This window comes from Streptacidiphilus jiangxiensis (assembly GCF_900109465.1).
Lineage (GTDB): Bacteria > Actinomycetota > Actinomycetes > Streptomycetales > Streptomycetaceae > Streptacidiphilus > Streptacidiphilus jiangxiensis.
This window is the reverse complement of the sequence record NZ_FOAZ01000001.1, coordinates 430571-447155: the sequence shown is the minus strand read 5'-3', so window position 1 is coordinate 447155 and position 16585 is coordinate 430571. Positions and strand designations below refer to the sequence as shown.

The 16585-nt window shown below is 72.2% G+C and carries 17 protein-coding genes and 1 pseudogene; 11 read left to right on the top strand and 7 right to left on the bottom strand.

All coding sequences use genetic code 11. The features are described 5' to 3' along the window. The 5 genes and pseudogenes from BMY61_RS01995 to BMY61_RS01980 form a co-directional block, all read left to right on the top strand. Positions 1-252, top strand: a pseudogene (locus tag BMY61_RS01995) (hypothetical protein); the annotation flags it as partial. 189 nt (positions 253-441) lie between these two features. Next, positions 442-1341 carry an alpha/beta fold hydrolase gene (locus tag BMY61_RS01990; protein ID WP_042442329.1) on the top strand — a complete coding sequence of 300 codons (900 nt, stop codon included), beginning with the start codon at positions 442-444 and terminating at the stop codon, positions 1339-1341. 164 nt (positions 1342-1505) lie between these two features. Next, positions 1506-1655: a hypothetical protein gene (locus tag BMY61_RS45810; RefSeq protein ID WP_169791829.1), complete on the top strand. Its 150-nt coding sequence runs from the start codon at positions 1506-1508 to the stop codon at positions 1653-1655. Positions 1656-1765: 110 nt separating this feature from the next. Continuing rightward, a complete protein-coding gene (locus BMY61_RS01985; protein WP_042442327.1) occupies positions 1766-2404 on the top strand; it encodes a DUF6758 family protein in 639 nt (212 codons plus the stop codon). An 81-nt stretch (positions 2405-2485) separates the two neighbouring features. Further along, the gene (locus BMY61_RS01980; RefSeq protein WP_042442325.1) at positions 2486-3334 is read left to right on the top strand and encodes a PHP domain-containing protein; all 849 of its coding nucleotides are present in this window, start codon (positions 2486-2488) and stop codon (positions 3332-3334) included. Between the two features lie 147 nt (positions 3335-3481). On the opposite strand, the gene BMY61_RS01975 is transcribed toward BMY61_RS01980, so the two are convergent. Continuing rightward, positions 3482-4099 (bottom strand): suppressor of fused domain protein, encoded by a 618-nt coding sequence (locus BMY61_RS01975; RefSeq protein ID WP_042442324.1) that lies wholly within the window; start codon positions 4097-4099, stop codon positions 3482-3484. A gap of 33 nt (positions 4100-4132) precedes the next feature. Beyond that, positions 4133-5098, bottom strand: a complete 966-nt coding sequence (locus tag BMY61_RS01970; protein WP_425314657.1) for a DMT family transporter — start codon at positions 5096-5098, stop codon at positions 4133-4135. A gap of 273 nt (positions 5099-5371) precedes the next feature. On the opposite strand from BMY61_RS01970, the gene BMY61_RS01965 reads away from it, so the two are divergent. The 6 genes from BMY61_RS01965 (at position 5372) to BMY61_RS01935 (ending at position 11613) form a co-directional block, all read left to right on the top strand. Then, entirely contained in the window at positions 5372-5908 is a 537-nt protein-coding gene (locus BMY61_RS01965) for a hypothetical protein (protein ID WP_042442323.1), read from the top strand. Between the two features lie 101 nt (positions 5909-6009). Next, positions 6010-7326, top strand: coding sequence for a magnesium transporter MgtE N-terminal domain-containing protein (locus tag BMY61_RS01960; protein WP_042442321.1), 1317 nt, complete (start codon positions 6010-6012; stop codon positions 7324-7326). Then, complete coding sequence (locus BMY61_RS01955) at positions 7313-7861, top strand: DUF1003 domain-containing protein (RefSeq protein ID WP_042442320.1); 549 nt, start codon at positions 7313-7315, stop codon at positions 7859-7861. Before BMY61_RS01960 ends, BMY61_RS01955 begins: the two co-directional genes overlap by 14 nt. Positions 7862-7918: 57 nt before the next feature. Continuing rightward, positions 7919-9073: an Mrp/NBP35 family ATP-binding protein gene (locus BMY61_RS01950; RefSeq protein ID WP_042442318.1), complete on the top strand. Its 1155-nt coding sequence runs from the start codon at positions 7919-7921 to the stop codon at positions 9071-9073. Between the two features lie 351 nt (positions 9074-9424). Further along, positions 9425-9787, top strand: coding sequence for a hypothetical protein (locus BMY61_RS01945; protein ID WP_042442316.1), 363 nt, complete (start codon positions 9425-9427; stop codon positions 9785-9787). 1079 nt (positions 9788-10866) lie between these two features. Then, positions 10867-11613, top strand: coding sequence for a hypothetical protein (locus BMY61_RS01935; RefSeq protein ID WP_152629222.1), 747 nt, complete (start codon positions 10867-10869; stop codon positions 11611-11613). A gap of 97 nt (positions 11614-11710) precedes the next feature. Here the strand turns inward: BMY61_RS01935 and BMY61_RS01930 are convergent, their stop codons facing one another. The 5 genes from BMY61_RS01930 to sigE form a co-directional block, all read right to left on the bottom strand. After that, positions 11711-12376: a hypothetical protein gene (locus BMY61_RS01930; protein ID WP_042442312.1), complete on the bottom strand. Its 666-nt coding sequence runs from the start codon at positions 12374-12376 to the stop codon at positions 11711-11713. Between the two features lie 127 nt (positions 12377-12503). Beyond that, a complete protein-coding gene (locus BMY61_RS01925) occupies positions 12504-12971 on the bottom strand; it encodes a sec-independent translocase (protein WP_042442310.1) in 468 nt (155 codons plus the stop codon). Positions 12972-13082: 111 nt separating this feature from the next. Further along, positions 13083-14426, bottom strand: a complete 1344-nt coding sequence (locus tag BMY61_RS01920; protein ID WP_082014710.1) for a S1C family serine protease — start codon at positions 14424-14426, stop codon at positions 13083-13085. A gap of 233 nt (positions 14427-14659) precedes the next feature. Further along, positions 14660-15631 carry an anti-sigma factor family protein gene (locus tag BMY61_RS47345; RefSeq protein WP_052438294.1) on the bottom strand — a complete coding sequence of 324 codons (972 nt, stop codon included), beginning with the start codon at positions 15629-15631 and terminating at the stop codon, positions 14660-14662. Further along, the gene (gene sigE, locus BMY61_RS01910; RefSeq protein ID WP_236655833.1) at positions 15628-16425 is read right to left on the bottom strand and encodes an RNA polymerase sigma factor SigE; all 798 of its coding nucleotides are present in this window, start codon (positions 16423-16425) and stop codon (positions 15628-15630) included. Before sigE ends, BMY61_RS47345 begins: the two co-directional genes overlap by 4 nt. Positions 16426-16585: the final 160 nt, after the last annotated feature.

The following is a 16585-nucleotide window of genomic DNA, read 5'->3' as shown; positions in this document are numbered from 1 at the left end:
GCGCCGCGCAAGCGCCGTCGGGCGACGTCCGGCGTGACCGACGCCGCGGCGAAGGCCGCCGCCGCGCAGATCTCGACCGCGAGGGTCGAGGCGGAGGTCCCCGCGCAGCGCGCCGAGGCGACGCCGGTCGGGGCCGAGGAAGAGCGCCCGAAGCGCAAGCGCCGCAGCGTGCGCCTGGCCGAGGCGGCCGCCGCGACCGCCGCCGCCGAGGCGGCGGCGGAGAAGGCGCCGGCACGCCGCTCGCGCGCCTGACGCACACGGCAACACCGCGACACTGCAGCACGACAGCGGCGCGGCGGGATCCTGATCCAGGATCCCGCCGCGCCGTTTCCATGGGTGCGCCCCGCGCCACGCCCCCTCGGCGGGCGCGACGACATCTCGTGGACATCTGTCCTGGTTAGGCTCGTCCACGCCTGCCGCGCCACCAGGAGGTCCCGCCAGATGAGCACGCCGCCGTTCCTCACCCTGCCCGCCTGCGCCCGCAGTGTCCGGCTGCGGACCGTACGAGGGGAGTTCGCCGCGCTGCACGCGGTACCGGAGGGGATCGCGAGGGGTACCGCCCTGCTGGTGCCGGGGTTCACCGGGAGCAAGGAGGACTTCATCGCGTTGCTGGCGCCACTCGCGGCGGACGGGTTCGAGGTCTACGCGGTGGACCAGCGAGGCCAGTACGAGACGGGCGGGCCGGACGAGGTCGACGCCTACGCCCTGGAGGAGTTCAGCCTCGACCTGCTCGCGCTGACCGCGGAGCTCCGGGCTCGCGCCGGCAGCCGGCCACCGCACCTGGTCGCGCACTCCTTCGCGGGCTACGTGGCCCGGGACGCGGTGCTGCGGGCCACGGGGACGCCGCTTCCGTGGTCGTCGCTCACCCTGCTCAGCACGGGGCCGGCGGCCATCGGGCACGGTGAGACGGAACGCGCCAAGCTGCTGCTGGCCGCCCTTCCGGCGATGACGCTGGAGGAGATCTGGCAGGCGATGCAGGAGATGGACGAGGCGGGCGGGGTCTCGGTCCGGCTGGAGCCGGAGATCGCGGACTTCCTGCACCGCCGCTGGCTGGCCAACGTCCCGGCCGCGCTGACGGCGATGGCCCAGCGGCTGATCTCCGAGCCGGACCGGGTGGACGAGCTGGCGAAGGCGCCGCTGCCGAAGCTGGTCCTCTCGGGTGAGACGGACTACGCCTGGCCGGTCGAGCTGCAGGCGCAGATGGCCCTGCGACTCTCCGCCGAGCACGTCGTCGTTCCCGGTGCCGGGCACTCCCCCAACGCGGAGCGGCCGGAGGGGACGGCGGTGTCGCTCTCCGCGTTCTGGACCGCCCACGAGGACGACCGGGCAACCTGCTCCTGAGGCCTCGTCAGTCCTCTCCAGACTTCGCCCCACCCTCGCCCCGCCCTCGCTCCGGACCTCGCTCCGGACCCGCCACGACGGCGATACGCAGGCTTAACGGCCTGCTAACCGCACCGCAGCAGGCGCCGCCGAGGATGGAAGCCATCACGAGAAGGGAGAGGCCCATGCGATTCGAGATCTTCCGCCTCGACGAGGCCGGAGTGGCGACCGACACCCTGATCGCGGAGGCGGACGCGGTCCGCTCGATCGTCGATCACGCCGCCGCCACGGGCGAGCGGCTCTACATCCGTCCGGTCCCGAACACCACCTCCTGACCCGGCCCGCCGACCGCGTCACCGCCGCGGGCGACTCCCTCGAAAGAGGCGTCGCCCGGGCGGGTGATCGTCCTTGACGGACCGGTCGTGAGGGAGGACCGTGGTCCTCTATGAGGGGCGAGCCCAGTTGCCCGAGGTGCGGGGGCCGAGTCCGCGCCCCGGGATTGTTCACCGACACGTGGCAGTGCGACAGACACGGTACGGTCTATCCCCTGCAGCCGGTCGTCCCGCCCAGCGTCGAGGCGCTGGGCGTCGCCGTCGCCAGGGCCGAGGTTCCCGTCTGGCTGCCCTGGCCGCTGCCGGTGGGCTGGCTCTTCACCGGTATCGCGCACGCTGGTGACGATGTCTCGGGAACGCGGGCGACCGCTGTCGCCTGCTCCGGGCCCGGACCGCTGGGCGGTCCGGGAGAGTTGCTGTTGATCGCCGAGGAGCTCGGCGTGGGTCTCGGCGCGCGCTACGCCGGCCTGTCCGGGCCGGATCCGGGCGACGCGATCGCGGTGAACCGACCACCGCACGCGAAGGTCCTGGCGGCCGGGCGCCCGACGGCGCTGTGGCACGTGCCGAACGCGCCCGACGACCGCGCGGTCTTCGTGGGCGAGGCGCGCGGCCTGTGGCTCTGGGCCGTGGTGTGGCCGGAGCGCTCGGGGTTGCTGATGTACGACGAACTGGTGCTGACCGACCTTCGCGACGCGGGCGCCGAACTGGAGCTCCTCCCGTGCGGGGCGCTGTCCCCGCACATCCTGAAGTAGCACGCGAGGCAGCACGGGCAGCAGGACCAGCAGCCGGACGAGCGGCCGTCCGTCTCGGTTCGCACCCGTACCCTGGACGGCATGCGTATCGATCTCCATGCCCACAGCAACGCCTCCGACGGCACGGACTCCCCCGCGGAGCTCGTCCGCAACGCCGTGGCGGCCGGGCTGGATGTCGTCGCGCTGACGGACCACGACACCACCGCCGGGTGGCGCGAGGCCGTGGACGCGCTGCACGGAACGACGTTGACGCTGGTGCCGGGGGCCGAGCTGTCCTGCCGGGTCGAGGGCATCTCGATGCACCTGCTGGCCTACCTGTTCGACCCGCAGGAGCCGGCCTTCGCGCGCGAGCGGGAGCTCGTGCGGACGGACCGGGTGCGCAGGGCCCGGGCCATCGTGGAGCGCTGCCGCGAGCTGGGTGCGCCGATCGAGTGGGCCCAGGTCGAGCGGATCGCCGGACGCGGCGCGGTCGGCCGGCCGCACATCGCGTCGGCACTGGTCGAGGCGGGTGTGGTGGAGAGCGTCGACGCGGCGTTCACCAAGGAGTGGCTGGCCAACGGCGGGCGGGCGGACGTGCCGAAGCGGGAGACGGACCCGGCGGAGGCGATCGCGCTGGTGCGGGCCGCCGGCGGGGTGTCGGTCTTCGCGCACCCCGGTGCCTCCAAGCGCGGGCGCACGGTCTCGGAGGCCGCGATCGCCGATCTGGCCGCAGCAGGCCTGGCGGGGCTGGAGATCGACCATATCGACCACGACGAGGACACCCGGGTCCGACTGCGCGGGCTGGCGGCCGAGCTGGGCCTGCTGGTCACCGGTTCCTCCGACTACCACGGAACCCGCAAGACCGTCAGGCTCGGTGCGAACACCACCGATCCGGCCGTCTACGAGGCCCTCGTCGACCGCGCGACGGGCGCCAAGCCGGTCACCGGCTGACGGCCGACGCCCCCACGGACGCCACGTCAGGACCGCCACACCGGGTCAGGACCGCCACCGGGCCAGGACCGGCGTCGCGCCAGAACCGTCGCCGCGTCAGGTCGACCGACGTGGCAGGTCGGAGGTCGCGGCGCGACCGTCGCCGCGTCAGGCGTCGCCGAGCGCAACGGACTTGCGCTGCGGATCCCGCAGGTCCGTGCCGTGACGGAGCCAGCGCTCCTGGAGCTCCGCGGCACCGTGGACACGCTTGTGGGCGGCCTCGTTCGGGGTCATCGGCAGCAGCGGCAGGAAGCGGACCGCCTCGGCGGGTTCGGGCAGCTCCAGGTCCTCGACCAGTCCGCCGGGCTCCGCGACGAGGAAGCCGGTGAACGGCGCGCCCGGCCAGAGCGGGTCGCCCAGGTCGAGCGAGGCGCCCGGGGCCACGACCAACCCCTCCACCTGCGGCGCGGCCGCCAGCGTGGCCAGCGGCCGGAGCAGCCCGTCCTGGCCGCCGCGGACGGTCACGACCAGCTCCGCACGCGGGCCGGCGACCGGGTCGGCGACCAGCGCGGTCGGGTCGGTCATCGGCGCGGCGGACATGCCGAGGGTGGCGTAGCGGAAGAGCCCGTCGGACTGCGGGAAGCGCAGCACCTCGATCCGGTCCGCCCCGAGGAAGGTGACCGCGGCGCGGCCGTCCGGCTCACCGAAGGTGCTGATCAGGCGCGCCTCGACGGCGGCGAGGACGGCGTCCGGCGCGGACGGGTGGGACGAGTCGGCATGCGGCATACGCAGAGCCTACGACCTCGTGGTCCGTGCCGATCAGGACCGCTGTCCGGCGCGGATGATCAGCAGCAGGCCCGCAAGGATCATCACCATGGCCGGGTAGACCGCGACCGGCGGCAGCTGGCCGAGCCAGACGGCGGCGATCAGCGCCGCGCCCGGGGTCTCCAGCAGGATCGCGGTGGAAACGAACGACGGGCCGACGGTGCGCACCACGCGGTTGCTCAGCGAGTGGCCGAGGAACTGCGCGGACGCGGTGAGCAGCAGGATCTGGAGCCAGGCGGTGGGGCTGTAACCGCCGCTGAGCGACTGCCCGGAGAGCAGGCAGGCGATCAGCAGCAGGGCGGCCGTGGTCGCGTAGCAGACGAAGGTGTAGGCGGTGGTGCTGACGGTGCGCCGGACCTCGCTGCCGAGCAGCAGGTAGCCGGACGCGGCCATCCCGGCGCCGAGGGCGAGCAGGTCGCCGAGGACGGCCCGCGAGGAGAGCGTGAGGTCGAAGCCGGTCAGCAGCACGACGCCCGCGAAGGCCAGCCCGATGCCCACCCAGACCAGACGCGGCGGACGGTGGCCGCGCAGGCGCAGGTAGAGCGTGGTCCACAGCGGGGAGGCCGTGCACAGCGCGGTCGAGGTGGCCACCGAGGTGAGCCTCAGGCTCGGCAGCCACATGGCGAAGTGCAGCGCGAGGAACACCCCTGCCGCCAGCGAGAGGCCGACGGAGCGTCGGCTCATGGCCCGCAGTTCGCCGCGGTGGCGCAGCAGCGCGATCGGGGCGAGCACACCGGTGGCGATGCAGTTGCGCCAGAACGCGATGGCGACAGCGGGCGCGGCGATGGCGCTGATCAGCGGCGCCGAGAGGGACACGCCCGCGACGGCCAGGGCGAGCAGGAGGAAGTCGACGCGCGGCACCGTCGACAGGTCGGGCTGGGCGCCCGGCGCCAGCGTGGCACCGGCCGACTGCTGCGTCGGCCGGGGCGACGTGGGCGCACTCTCGGCGGTGCTGGACACGGGCTTCTCCTCGGCGCGGGTCGGACCCGACCACGAAGGGACCGACGGCGGTGCGGCGGCAGATCGGTAAGGGGCGTCTTGATGGTAGGTGACTGACACGTTCCGCTTCCACGGCCGTCCGAGGAGTGGCCCTGGAGCATGGGCGGGGACGGCCCGGCCCGTGAGGGCGAACGGCGCGAGCGCGAACACGGAAGGCGCGGGCCGGGGAGAGCACCGACGGGGAAAGCGCGGACAGGAAAAGGGAGCCGCCGGGGGACCCAATACCCTGGGGGCATGACTGCTGAGCCGAGTGCCGAGCTGCTGGACCGCGCCCTGATCGAGGAGGCCGCGAAGAAGTCCGGCCTGCTGTGGGTGCGGCGCGACGGCGGGCGCGACCAGGCCCTGTGGCACGCGTGGGTGGACCAGGCGGTGGTGGTCGTGGGCGACGGCGGCGAGCAGCCGCTCGGCGGACTCGACGCGGACATGGACGTCGTCGTCACCGTGCGCAGCCGGGACAAGTGGGGGCGCCTGGTCGCCTTCCGGGCCCGCACCGAGCTGCTGGCCCCGCAGACGGAGGCCTGGCAGGCCGCGGTCGAGGAGCTGAAGGGCAAGCGGCTCAACGCCCTGGACCACGACGCGATCTCGGACCGCTGGGCGGCACAGGCGCGCGTACTGCGGATGGCGCCGCTGGGCCTCAGCGTCGAGCACCCCGGTGCGATGCCCGACGTCGCCCACAGCGCGACTCCGGCGCCGACCGGTGCGACGACCCGCGAACCGATCCCGGCCGCGCTGCCCAAGCTGGTACTGGGCCGGAAGCGCCGTCGCTCCTAGGACGCACGCACGCGGTTCACATAAGCGGACAGACACCCCATACCAGGTAGCCTGAGCTCGGCAGCGGGAACAGCGGGCGGGGTCACAGGGAGAATGTCGCGGTGAGCACTGGCGCCTCACGGGTCTTCGTCTCACACCTCGCGGGTGTGCAGGTCTTCGATCCGAACGCTGACGCCGTCGGGCGGGTACGGGACCTGGTCGTCGCGTTGCGTCTGGCCGGTCGGCCCCCGCGGGTGCTCGGCTTCGTGGTCGAGGTGCCGGGCAAGCGCCGCGTCTTCCTGCCGATGAACCGCGTCACCAGCGTGGAGTCCGGCCAGGTGCTGATGACCGGCGTGATCAACATGCGCCGCTTCGAGCAGCGCCCGACCGAGACGCTGTGCCTGGCCGAGCTGCTGGACCGCCGGGTCACGCTGCGCGAGAGCGGCCCGTACGGGGAGGCCGGGGACACCGTCACCGTCCTCGACGTGGCCATGGTCCGCACCCGCACCCACGACTGGGAGATCGACAAGGTCTTCGTCGAGAAGGGCCGCGCGGGCCGGCTGCGCCGCAAGGGCGAGACGCTGGTCGTCGAGTGGTCCGCGGTCACGGGCTTCGCGCTCAGCGAGGAGGACCAGGGCGCCGCGAACCTGCTCGCCACCTTCGAGCAGCTGCGCCCCGCCGACCTGGCCAACGTGCTGCACCACCTCTCCCCCAAGCGCCGCGGCGAGGTCGCCGCCGCACTGGACGACGAGCGGCTCGCGGACGTCATGGAGGAGCTCCCGGAGGACGACCAGGTCGCGATCCTGGCCGGACTGCACCAGGAGCGGGCCGCCGACGTGCTCGAGGCGATGGACCCCGACGACGCGGCCGACCTGCTCTCCGAGCTGCCCGACGAGGAAGCGGAGGTGCTGCTCCAGCTGATGGAGCCCGAGGAGGCCGCACCGTTGCGCCGCCTGCTCACCTACCCCGAGCACACCGCCGGCGGGCTGATGACCACCGAGCCGATCGTGCTGCCGCCGGACGGGACGGTCGCCGAGGCGCTCGCGCGGATCCGCATCCAGGACCTCAAGCCCGCGCAGGCCTCCGTCGTCTTCGTCTGCCGCCCGCCGCTGGAGACGCCGACCGGCAAGTACCTCGGGCTCGTCCACTTCCAGCGGCTGCTGCGTGAACCGCCGTACACACTGGTGGGGTCGCTGGTCGACCGGGACCTGGACCCGCTGACGCCCTCGACGGAGCTGCCGAGCATCACCAGCTTCCTGGCGACGTACAACATGGTCGCCGCTCCGGTCGTGGACGACGTGGGCCGTCTCGTCGGCTCCGTCACCGTCGACGACGTCCTCGACAACCTGCTGCCCGAGGACTGGCGCGAGGCCGCCTTGCACGGCGGCGCCCCGGACCCCGAACACGCCGAGGAGGTGCGCCGCGATGGCCACAGCTGAACAGAAGCGCCCACGGCTGGACCAGCCGAAGCAGCGACGCCCTCGAATGGCCCTGCCACAGCTGGACCCGGACGCCTTCGGGCGGCTTTCGGAGCGCTTCGCGCGGTTCATGGGCACCGGGCGGTTCCTGGTCTGGATGACCATGGTCATCCTGCTCTGGGTCGCCTGGAACGTGGTCATGCCGCCGTCGGTGCGCTTCGACGAGTACCCGTTCATCTTCCTGACCCTGGCCCTGTCCCTGCAGGCCTCCTACGCCGCGCCGCTGATCCTGCTGGCGCAGAACCGGCAGGACGACCGGGACCGCGTCAACATGGAGCAGGACCGCGCCCGCGCCAGCCGCACGGTCTCGGACACGGAGTTCCTCACCCTGGAGGTGGCGGCGCTGCGCCAGGGCCTGGGCGAGGTGGCCACCCGTGACTTCCTCCGCAGCGAGCTGCAGCAGCTGCTCAAGGAGCTGGACTCCCGCGACGGTTCACGCGACGGCTCGCGGGACGGCGTGCGGGACGGCGTGCGCGACGGTCGTGACCTGGTGTGACCCGCTGCACGCTACTGGTGGGTCAGCGGGCGTCCCGTGCCGCCGTACCATTCCGGTATGGCAACCGACACTGAGGCGACCCCCATCGAGGAGTCCGTGCGCGCCGCGCTGGCGAAGGTGCAGGACCCGGAGATCAACCGGCCCATCACCGAGCTCGGCATGGTCAAATCCGTGGCGGTCGACGCCGCGGGCGCGGCGCACGTCGCGGTCTGGCTGACCGTGTCCGGCTGCCCGATGCGCGAGACCATCACCAACCGCGTCCGCGACGCCGTCTCCGCCGTCCCCGGCATCTCCTCGGTCGAGGTCGAGCTGGACGTGATGAGCGCGGAGCAGCGCCAGGAGCTGGCGTCCACGCTCCGTGGCGGTCAGGCGGAGAAGGAGATCCCCTTCGCCAAGCCCGGCTCGCTGACCCGTGTGTACGCGGTCGCCTCCGGCAAGGGCGGCGTGGGCAAGTCCTCGGTGACGGTCAACCTCGCCGCCGCCCTCGCCGACCAGGGCCTGAAGGTCGCCGTGGTCGACGCCGACATCTACGGCCACAGCGTCCCGCGGATGCTCGGTGCCGAGGGTCGGCCGACCCAGGTCGAGAACATGATCATGCCGCCGTCCGCGAACGGCGTGAAGGTCATCTCGATCGGCATGTTCACCCCTGGCAACGCCCCCGTCGTCTGGCGCGGCCCGATGCTGCACCGCGCCCTCCAGCAGTTCCTCGCGGACGTCTACTGGGGCGACCTCGACATCCTGCTGCTCGACCTGCCGCCGGGCACCGGCGACATCGCGATCTCGGTCGCCCAGCTGATCCCGAACGCGGAGATCCTGCTCGTCACCACCCCGCAGCAGGCCGCTGCGGAGGTCGCCGAGCGCGCGGGCACGATCGCGCTGCAGACGCACCAGACGATCGTCGGCGTCATCGAGAACATGTCCGGCATGCCGTGCCCGCACTGCGGCGAGATGGTCGACGTCTTCGGGACCGGCGGCGGCCAGACGGTCGCCGACGCCCTGACCCGGGCCACCGGTGCCAAGATCCCGGTCCTCGGCAACATCCCGATCGACGTCCGCCTGCGCCAGGGCGGCGACGAGGGCAAGCCCGTCGTCCTGTCCGACCCCGACTCCCCTGCCGGCTCCGCCCTCCGCGCGATCGCCAACAAGCTGGCCTCCCGTCAGCGCGGCCTCTCCGGCCTCTCCCTCGGCCTGACGCCGAAGAACAAGTTCTGAACCGCCGGCCTACCGACCTGCGAAGCAATCGCCGATCACTCCCCTGACCTGCGGGGAAGTGGTCGGCGATTGTCGTCGTAAAGGACGGGACCCGGGGTGCGGACAGGGTCGTCTGCCTCATCGCCGACACCGGCTTTAGGAGACTCCGCCCAGGCAACCTAGGCCGACCTGGAGTCCTGCCACCTGGGGAACGGACGCACTGTTCCCCGCTCGCCCCCCTTTTCCCCGCAGCGTGCTGCTCCGTCTGGCACGGGTATGGCACGTCTGGCATGCCACTCAAGGCCCGCCCCTTGCGGCGCCCGGCCGTCGCCTTATCCTCCCAGGACGCGAGCAGTGCGGGATGGAGAGTAGATGGCGATCATTTGGTATGGAGTGTCAGAGCATGAAGCCACCTGGGAGGACGCGGCCAAGTGGGCTCAGGATCACGACTGGACACTGGCCAATGTCAGCGCCGCCTATCTGCCTCCGCTCCGCCAAGCGCTGAACGAGATGCCTGGTCTGCGCGGCGATGAGAGCTTCTGGGTGGGGCGCTGGCGGGGACGAGCCGATCCGGGCGTCAACGGCTGGTACTACGTCCACGGCGACGGCGACCACTGGGCAAACCGTGGCCTTGCCGTCGGCCTAGACCCAGACCCGAGGACAGCCAGGCGCTTCGTGTATCAGTACGAGGTTGGCGAAGAGGAACGGCAGGCTCGCGCCATGGGCCGAGGCTGAGTTGGGCGGTCCCTCTTCGAGCGGGGGCTGCCGGCCCCAGCGTCGACAGGCACGAAGCCGGACCTAAGCTTGGGAATCTAGTTCCGCACGGCCCGCCAGCACCGCTGACCTGGCCTTCGCTCGCAGTCAGCCTCGGACTCGTCTCACTGATTCCCCGCCATTCCCTGCCCCGTACTGCCCCATCGGGCACGGGACGGGCACGCCTACGTCTGTTCGTCGCCAGGGCTACGGTGCCGCTTCCCCGAGGACCTCTAGGCTGCACTGGTTCGGATCCGTCGTCGGCTCGTTGGCCTTGCACCATGCGCCTATCTTGGCGAGGCAGTCGCCCGTCTGCGCGGTGTCAACAAAGGTGGCACAGGATGGCTCAGCCGCCCGACTGGGCTTGCTCTCCGCGTGTATGACAAGGACGATCCCAACGCAGACCATAACCGCGCATACGAGACCAAGTCGCACGAATTGACTCTTGGTGGTCGGCACAAACAGGATCACGTAGGTCTCCCATGAAGTCCCCGGTCGGGGCGAGCGTCGGGCGATCATATTGGGGCCGCCTCCCCAGGCGGCAAGTGCCATCCCACTGCCACTCGCAGAGCCATCCTGCGACGCTCCCGACCATCCAGCCGCAGTCCTGCCCTGCTGCCATCCCGTCTGCCGTCGACCCACACGCACGTGGAGCGGGCGAATACCTCGGGCACCACGATCCGGGCTTCGCCCTCCGCACCTACGCGCACCTCATGCCCAGCAGTGAGAAGCGGCACCAAGGAGGCGGTGGACCGGGCTTTCGGTGACAGCCCTGACCCGGGTGACGGCCCCACCGCGGCCCCAGACCCCGAGTGAGATGGCTCCACCGCAGGTCAGAGCCCTTCGAGGCTGATTTGAACAAGTTCTGACCCTGCACGGAGAACGCCGGTCATGCCCCGTAGTTGGGGTGTGACCGGCGTTCGCGTTCGGTGCCCGGCGCGGGCGGGACACCGATTGGTCGGTGTTTGTCCTGACAGCAGGCTCGTGGGGTACACGATCGATACGGGATCGAGACGCGGCGCCGTGTACACACCTCGGTGGGATTTCTATGATCACGGCCCGTGCTTCTCGCGATCGACACTCATTCAGATGCCTACCGCGCCGGCGGAATGGCCGCCCCGTTCCTGCTGGCCGCTGTGGCCGTCGTCGTGCTCTGGGCGGCGACCCGGACCTGGCGGCGCACCCAACCGGTGATGATTCCCGAGGACATCGAGGAGGCGACCCAGCTCGGGCGGACGCGGACCCGGCAGGTCGTGCTCGGAACGGTGGCGATCGTCGCCGTCGCCGTCGTGATGGACGTGGTGCAGGACATCCGGGACGGCGGGGACTACGGCAGTGCCGCGTCCCAGGGACCGACGACGGTGACCATCTCCGCGCCTGCCACGCTGGACGACTACCAGCTGATGACGGGCGCCACCGCGGACCAGCTCCAGTCCGAGGTGGCGGCCAGGACGAGCGGACAGCAGGTCGTGAACTTCTACACGACCTCGGGCGATCCGACCCGCCCCGTCCTCGTCGCCATGACTGACACCAGTGCGCTCGACGCCCGGCTGGCGAGCGATCTCGACCAGTACTCGGCCGACTACGAGAACACCCAGTTCCTGGCCGGGGCGGGCGTGACGGATGCGAAGGTGCTCCCCCTCGGGTCCGACGGCGAGATGCAGTGCGGCCAGAACAGCACGGAGGAGGTCTGTACCTGGACCGACGCCGGCAGCGAAGGGAGCCTCACCACCACCCGGATCAGCAACATCGACATGGATCAGCTGACCACCCTGACAATGGCGTTCCGGTCCTCCGCCGAGCACTGAGCACCGAGCGCCGACACGGCGAGCACCCACGCGGTGAGCCCCGACGCGGTGAGCGCCGGCCGGGTGAGCCCCGACGCGGTGAGCGCCGGGCGGCGGCTCAGCCGCCGTAGCCGGCGAACTCCGTGACGATGCCGAAGCCGAGGCCGTAGGCGCTCACGCCGCGGCCGTAGGCGCCGATGTGGACTCCCTCGGCGTCGCCGGCGAGGACCCAGCCGTACTCGGACTCGCGGTAGCGGAACGGCTGCGGGGTACCGTCGACCGGGAGGGTGAGCGAGGACCAGGCCGGGCCGTCGAGGTCGTCGGCGAGGTCCCAGGCGAGGGCCGTCTGCTGGTCCATCCAGTCCTGGCGGAGCGAACGCTCCATCGGGGCGTGCTCCGTCGCGGCGAGCAGGCCGGAGCCGGCCAGCCAGGCGGCGGAGGAGACCGAGGTCGCCTCCAGCATGCCGGTGCCGTTCTCCAGGCGGCGGGCCTCGCGGCGGGCGACCGTCACGACGACCGCGAAGCGCTTGCCCTCCGCCGGGTCCTGGGCGAGGTAGGAGCGGACCGGCTCGTCACCGTGCCCGAGGGAGCCGTAGTCGACCGTGCGGCCGTCCGGGGAAGTTCCGGTGGCGCCGTACCAGCGGCGACCGGTCCAGGCGTCGTCGAGGCCGTACCAAGGAAAGTCCGCTCCGACGAACCCGGGCTCGATCGGCTTGGCCGCCGTGCGCGGCCCCTGCTTCGGCTGCTGGTCCTGCTCCGCCACGGTGTGGCTCGTGGTGTCCATACCGGCCCTCCTCCTTGGTCCGCCCCGGCAGAAGATTACCGGGGCGGGAGGGGACCACCGTGTAGGGACGGGGGAAACGCCCGTCGGGTGCCGCCCGAATGCCGCGCACGAGCCGCTCGGACGGCGCTCAGGTGGCCTCGAGGTCGTAGGGCGGGCGCTCGTCCGAGGCCGAGGAGGAGCCGGAGCCGCCGGTCGACGGCTGCGCGGGCTGTGCCGGGGCGGCGCCCTCGGGCTCGGCGGACACCTTGCCCAGCGGATCGTTACGGACCGAGCGCACGGCGGCCGAGGCCTCGGTCGCGTCGCGGGTGAAGCCGTTCTTGAGCTCCTGGATCTCGCTCAGCCCGAACTCGTCCCCATGGCGCTGCATCTGCTTGCGCACGAAGGTCTTCGGGTTGAGGTCCTGGAACTCGAAGTCCTGGTACTCGGGGCCGAGCTCCTTGCGGATGTCCTCCTTGGCGCTGTCGGAGAACTCGCGGATCTTGCGGATGATGCCCATCGCGTCCTGGACCAGCTTGGGGAGCTTGTCCGGGCCGAAGATGACCACGGCGAGAACGACGAGCACCACCATCTCGAGTGGGCTGATGTCGAAGAACATGCGGTGGGCTCCCCTGCTGACGTGTGGACGGCTCCAGGGTAATCGCAGACACCGGAAGTCGTACCTGCCCCCGGCGAACCGGCGATGTGAAATCGGCCGACGAGCCGTCGATCAGGCCTGGGTCGAGGTGGTGTCGGTGGGACCGGACGAGAGCTTCGCCTGGATCCGCAGGCTCGCGCCGTCGCGCAGCACGGTCAGCACCGTGGTGCCGGTCGGCTTGCGCCCGCGGATCAGTGCGATCAGGTCGTCGGCGTCGGTCACGGCCACGCCGTCAGCCGCGGTGATCACGTCTCCGACCCGCAGCTTGGAGCCGTGGGCGCGGACCTCGGTCACCTTGGCTCCGCCGTCGAAGCCGCGGTCCAGGGTGACCCCGATGTTCGGCGGCGTCGACCGCCCGCTGCCGATCAGCTGCGCGGCCACCTGCGTGGCCTGGTCGATCGGGATGGCGAAGCCCAGACCGATGCTGCCGCTGGTGCTGTCGCTGCCGTAGGGGTCGGAGCTGTCCGGGTCGGAGGAGCGGATCACGGTGTTGATCCCGATCACCGTGCCGCTGGCGTCCAGCAGCGGTCCGCCCGAGTTGCCGGGGTTGATCGGCGCGTCGGTCTGCAGCGCGTCCAGGTAGCTGTGGCCCGCCGGGGAGTCGAGGCTGCCCGAGACGATCGGCCGGTCCACGGCGCTGACGATGCCGGAGGTGACGGTGCCGCGCAGCCCGTAGGGGGCCCCGATCGCCATCACCGGCTCGCCGACCTGGACGTTGTCGGAGTCGCCGAAGGTCGCCGGGGTGAGCCCGGAGACGCCGGAGACGCGCAGCACCGCGAGGTCGCTGCCGGCGTCCCGGCCGATGATGGCGGCCGGGTGGCGTTGACCGGTGCTGAACGTGACCGTGACGGTGCCGACCGTGCCCTCGGGGGCGACCACGTGGTTGTTGGTGAGGATGTGGCCGTTGGCGTCCAGCAGGATGCCGGTTCCCGTGCTTCGCTGGCCCCCGGCGTCGACCTGGAGGTACACGACGCCCGGCAGGACGGCGTGCAGCACCTGCGCGGTGCGGCCGGCCGGCTCGTTGGTCGCGCCCGAGCTCTGGTGCAGCGTGAGCCGGCCGCCCTCGGCGGCACCCTCGATCGCCACGCCCAGGCCGCCCCCGAGCAGGCTGGCGACGAGCACGACGAAGGCGATGACGAGCAGACCCCGGGGGGAGCCGAGCGCGGGCGCGGGTCGTGGGCGGCGTCGGAAGGCCGCGGCGTCGTCGTGGCACGTGCCGCGGCGGGACCGCCGCTTCGCGTCCTGGCCGCCGTTCTCGTCCCGGCATGCCGGACCGCCGTCTCCGGGCCCTGCGGACCCGCCGAAGATGGGGCCGCACTGTGCTTCGGGTCCACCCGGGTGGCTCCACCACGCGGGCGCGGGCCGCCCGGCGCGCTGCAGCGCCCGCGGCTCCTCCACCTGGTGCTCCGCTGCCATGCCGAACCGCTCCTCCACGCCTGCTGCCCTGGCATTGAAACAGGTCGCGGGCGGTCCGGGCTATGCCCGCGTGAATGTTCCCAGTTAACGAACAGGTGACTGAACAGGACGCCGACAAGGCCGCGCGGCGACGCCGAAACCCGCTGACACCCCTCACAGGTGTGACGGACCGACCCCGAAAACGCGACGGCGGCCACCCGTCGGGGTGGCCGCCGTCGCGGCGGTGGCTGCGACTACCGCAGCTGGGCCGCCGGGTAGAGGTTCGGCGCCGAGGTCGGCAGGGCCGCCGACGAGTGCCGGGTGGCGGCGTAGTGCTCGCGCGCGTCGTCGACACCCGCCACGTCCGCAGCGACCTGCCCGACGCCGGGGGCGTAGTTGTTCGGGACGTAGTTGTTGGTGCCCGTGAGCGGCGCGACGCCGGGGGGCGCCTCCGACGTCGCGGTGACCCCGGTGAGCGCCGTGCTCAGGGTGACGGCCGCCACGGAGAAGGCTCCGGCCGCTGCGAAGACCAGCCGACGCCCGCGCGGCGCGGCCGGAACGCTCGGCGCGAGGCCGACCACCGTCGCCGTCCGCTCCGTCTGGCCTGCCTGGTCGTCGGCGGGCTGGACGGGGACCATCGAGCCCGAGGGGCCCGTTCCGGTACGCAGCCGGGCCGCTATGGGACGCTCCGCTCGCGGCTCACGGCCGCGCTCGCGCCGGGCCCGCGGGTCCATGCCGGGCAGCGGGTGGTCGGCGCCGAGCGCGCCGTTGCCGAAGCTGCTGCCCCGCAGGCCGCCGTTGCCGAGCCCGCCCGCACCGCCGAAGCCGACGCCGGAACCGTGAGAGGCCGTGCCGAAGAGCGAGCGCACCCGTGAGGGCCCGGAAGGGCCCTGGGGCGGGCCGACGTCGTCGCTGTCCTGCCCAGGGGCGGAGATGGCCATCAGGCGGCTCATGAAGACGGCGCTGGGCTCCGGGGGCAGGACCTCGCGCAGCCGCGTCTTGAGGCGGCGCTCCTCCTCCGCCTCGGCCAGGCAGTCGGGGCAGGTGGCCAGGTGCGCCTGGACGCGCTCGCGCGCGCCGTGGTCGAGCTCGCCGTCGACGAACGCCGCCAGACGATCGCCGAGGTGGTGCTCCTGCTGCTGTGGCGCGGTGACGGCGACGGAGACCTGGGTCACCCGGAGCTCGCCGACCTCCGACCGCGGGACGCGGCGGGGCTGCTCACTCACGAGGACCGCCCCCGATCCAGGGCGTCGGCGGCCAACAGCTGGGCCTCGGCCTCCACGTCCACTCCGGCCCGCCGCTCACGGCCCTCGCCCGCGCCCGGGGCGCGGTGCTGCAGGGCGGCGCGCAGGTGCGCGCGACCGCGGTGGATACGGCTGCGGACGGTGCCGAGCTTCACGCCGAGGGTGGCGGCGATCTCCTCGTAGGACAGGCCCTCGATGTCGCAGAGCACGACGGCGGCCCGGAACTCCGGCGCGAGGCTGTCCAGCGCGTGCTGCACGTCGGCGTCGAAGTGGGTGTCGTGGAACTGCTGCGCGGGGGACGGCTCACGGCTGGGGAGCCGCTCGGCGGCGTCGTCGGCCAACGCGTCGAACCGGATCCGCTGCTTGCGGCGGACCATGTCCAGGAAGAGGTTGGTCGTGATCCGGTGCAGCCAGCCCTCGAAGGTGCCCGGCGTGTACGTGGACAGCGAGCGGAAGACCCGGACGAAGACCTCCTGGGTGAGGTCCTCGGCGTCGTGCTGGTTGCCGGTCAGGCGGTAGGCGAGACGGTAGACCCGGGTGCTGTGCGTCTGGACGATCTCCTCCCAGCTGGGAGGGGTCCAGGCAGCCGCAGTCTGCTCATCGAAGGAGGCGGTCTGCGACTCCGTCACGTCGACGGGCGCGTTCTCGGGCTGCGACTCACTCACCACGGGCTTCGGCCTACGGGCCGGCGCTGTGCCGCGAAGACTGCGCGAACGGGCGCCCCCCTCAGCCACACCTCCTCGATCGGCTCTTCTGCCTAGCAGGGCCACCACCATATCCGCACCACCCGTTAGCACCGGATAAAAGCCAATCACCATACGACCCACCTGCGGCGATCCGTGCACATCCGGTGCGCCGGCGGGGCGGGCAGCCGGGTGTGAACCCGGCTCTCATCCCATTCCAACGGCCGGGCGTTGATCCCGGTTCCGCCGCTCT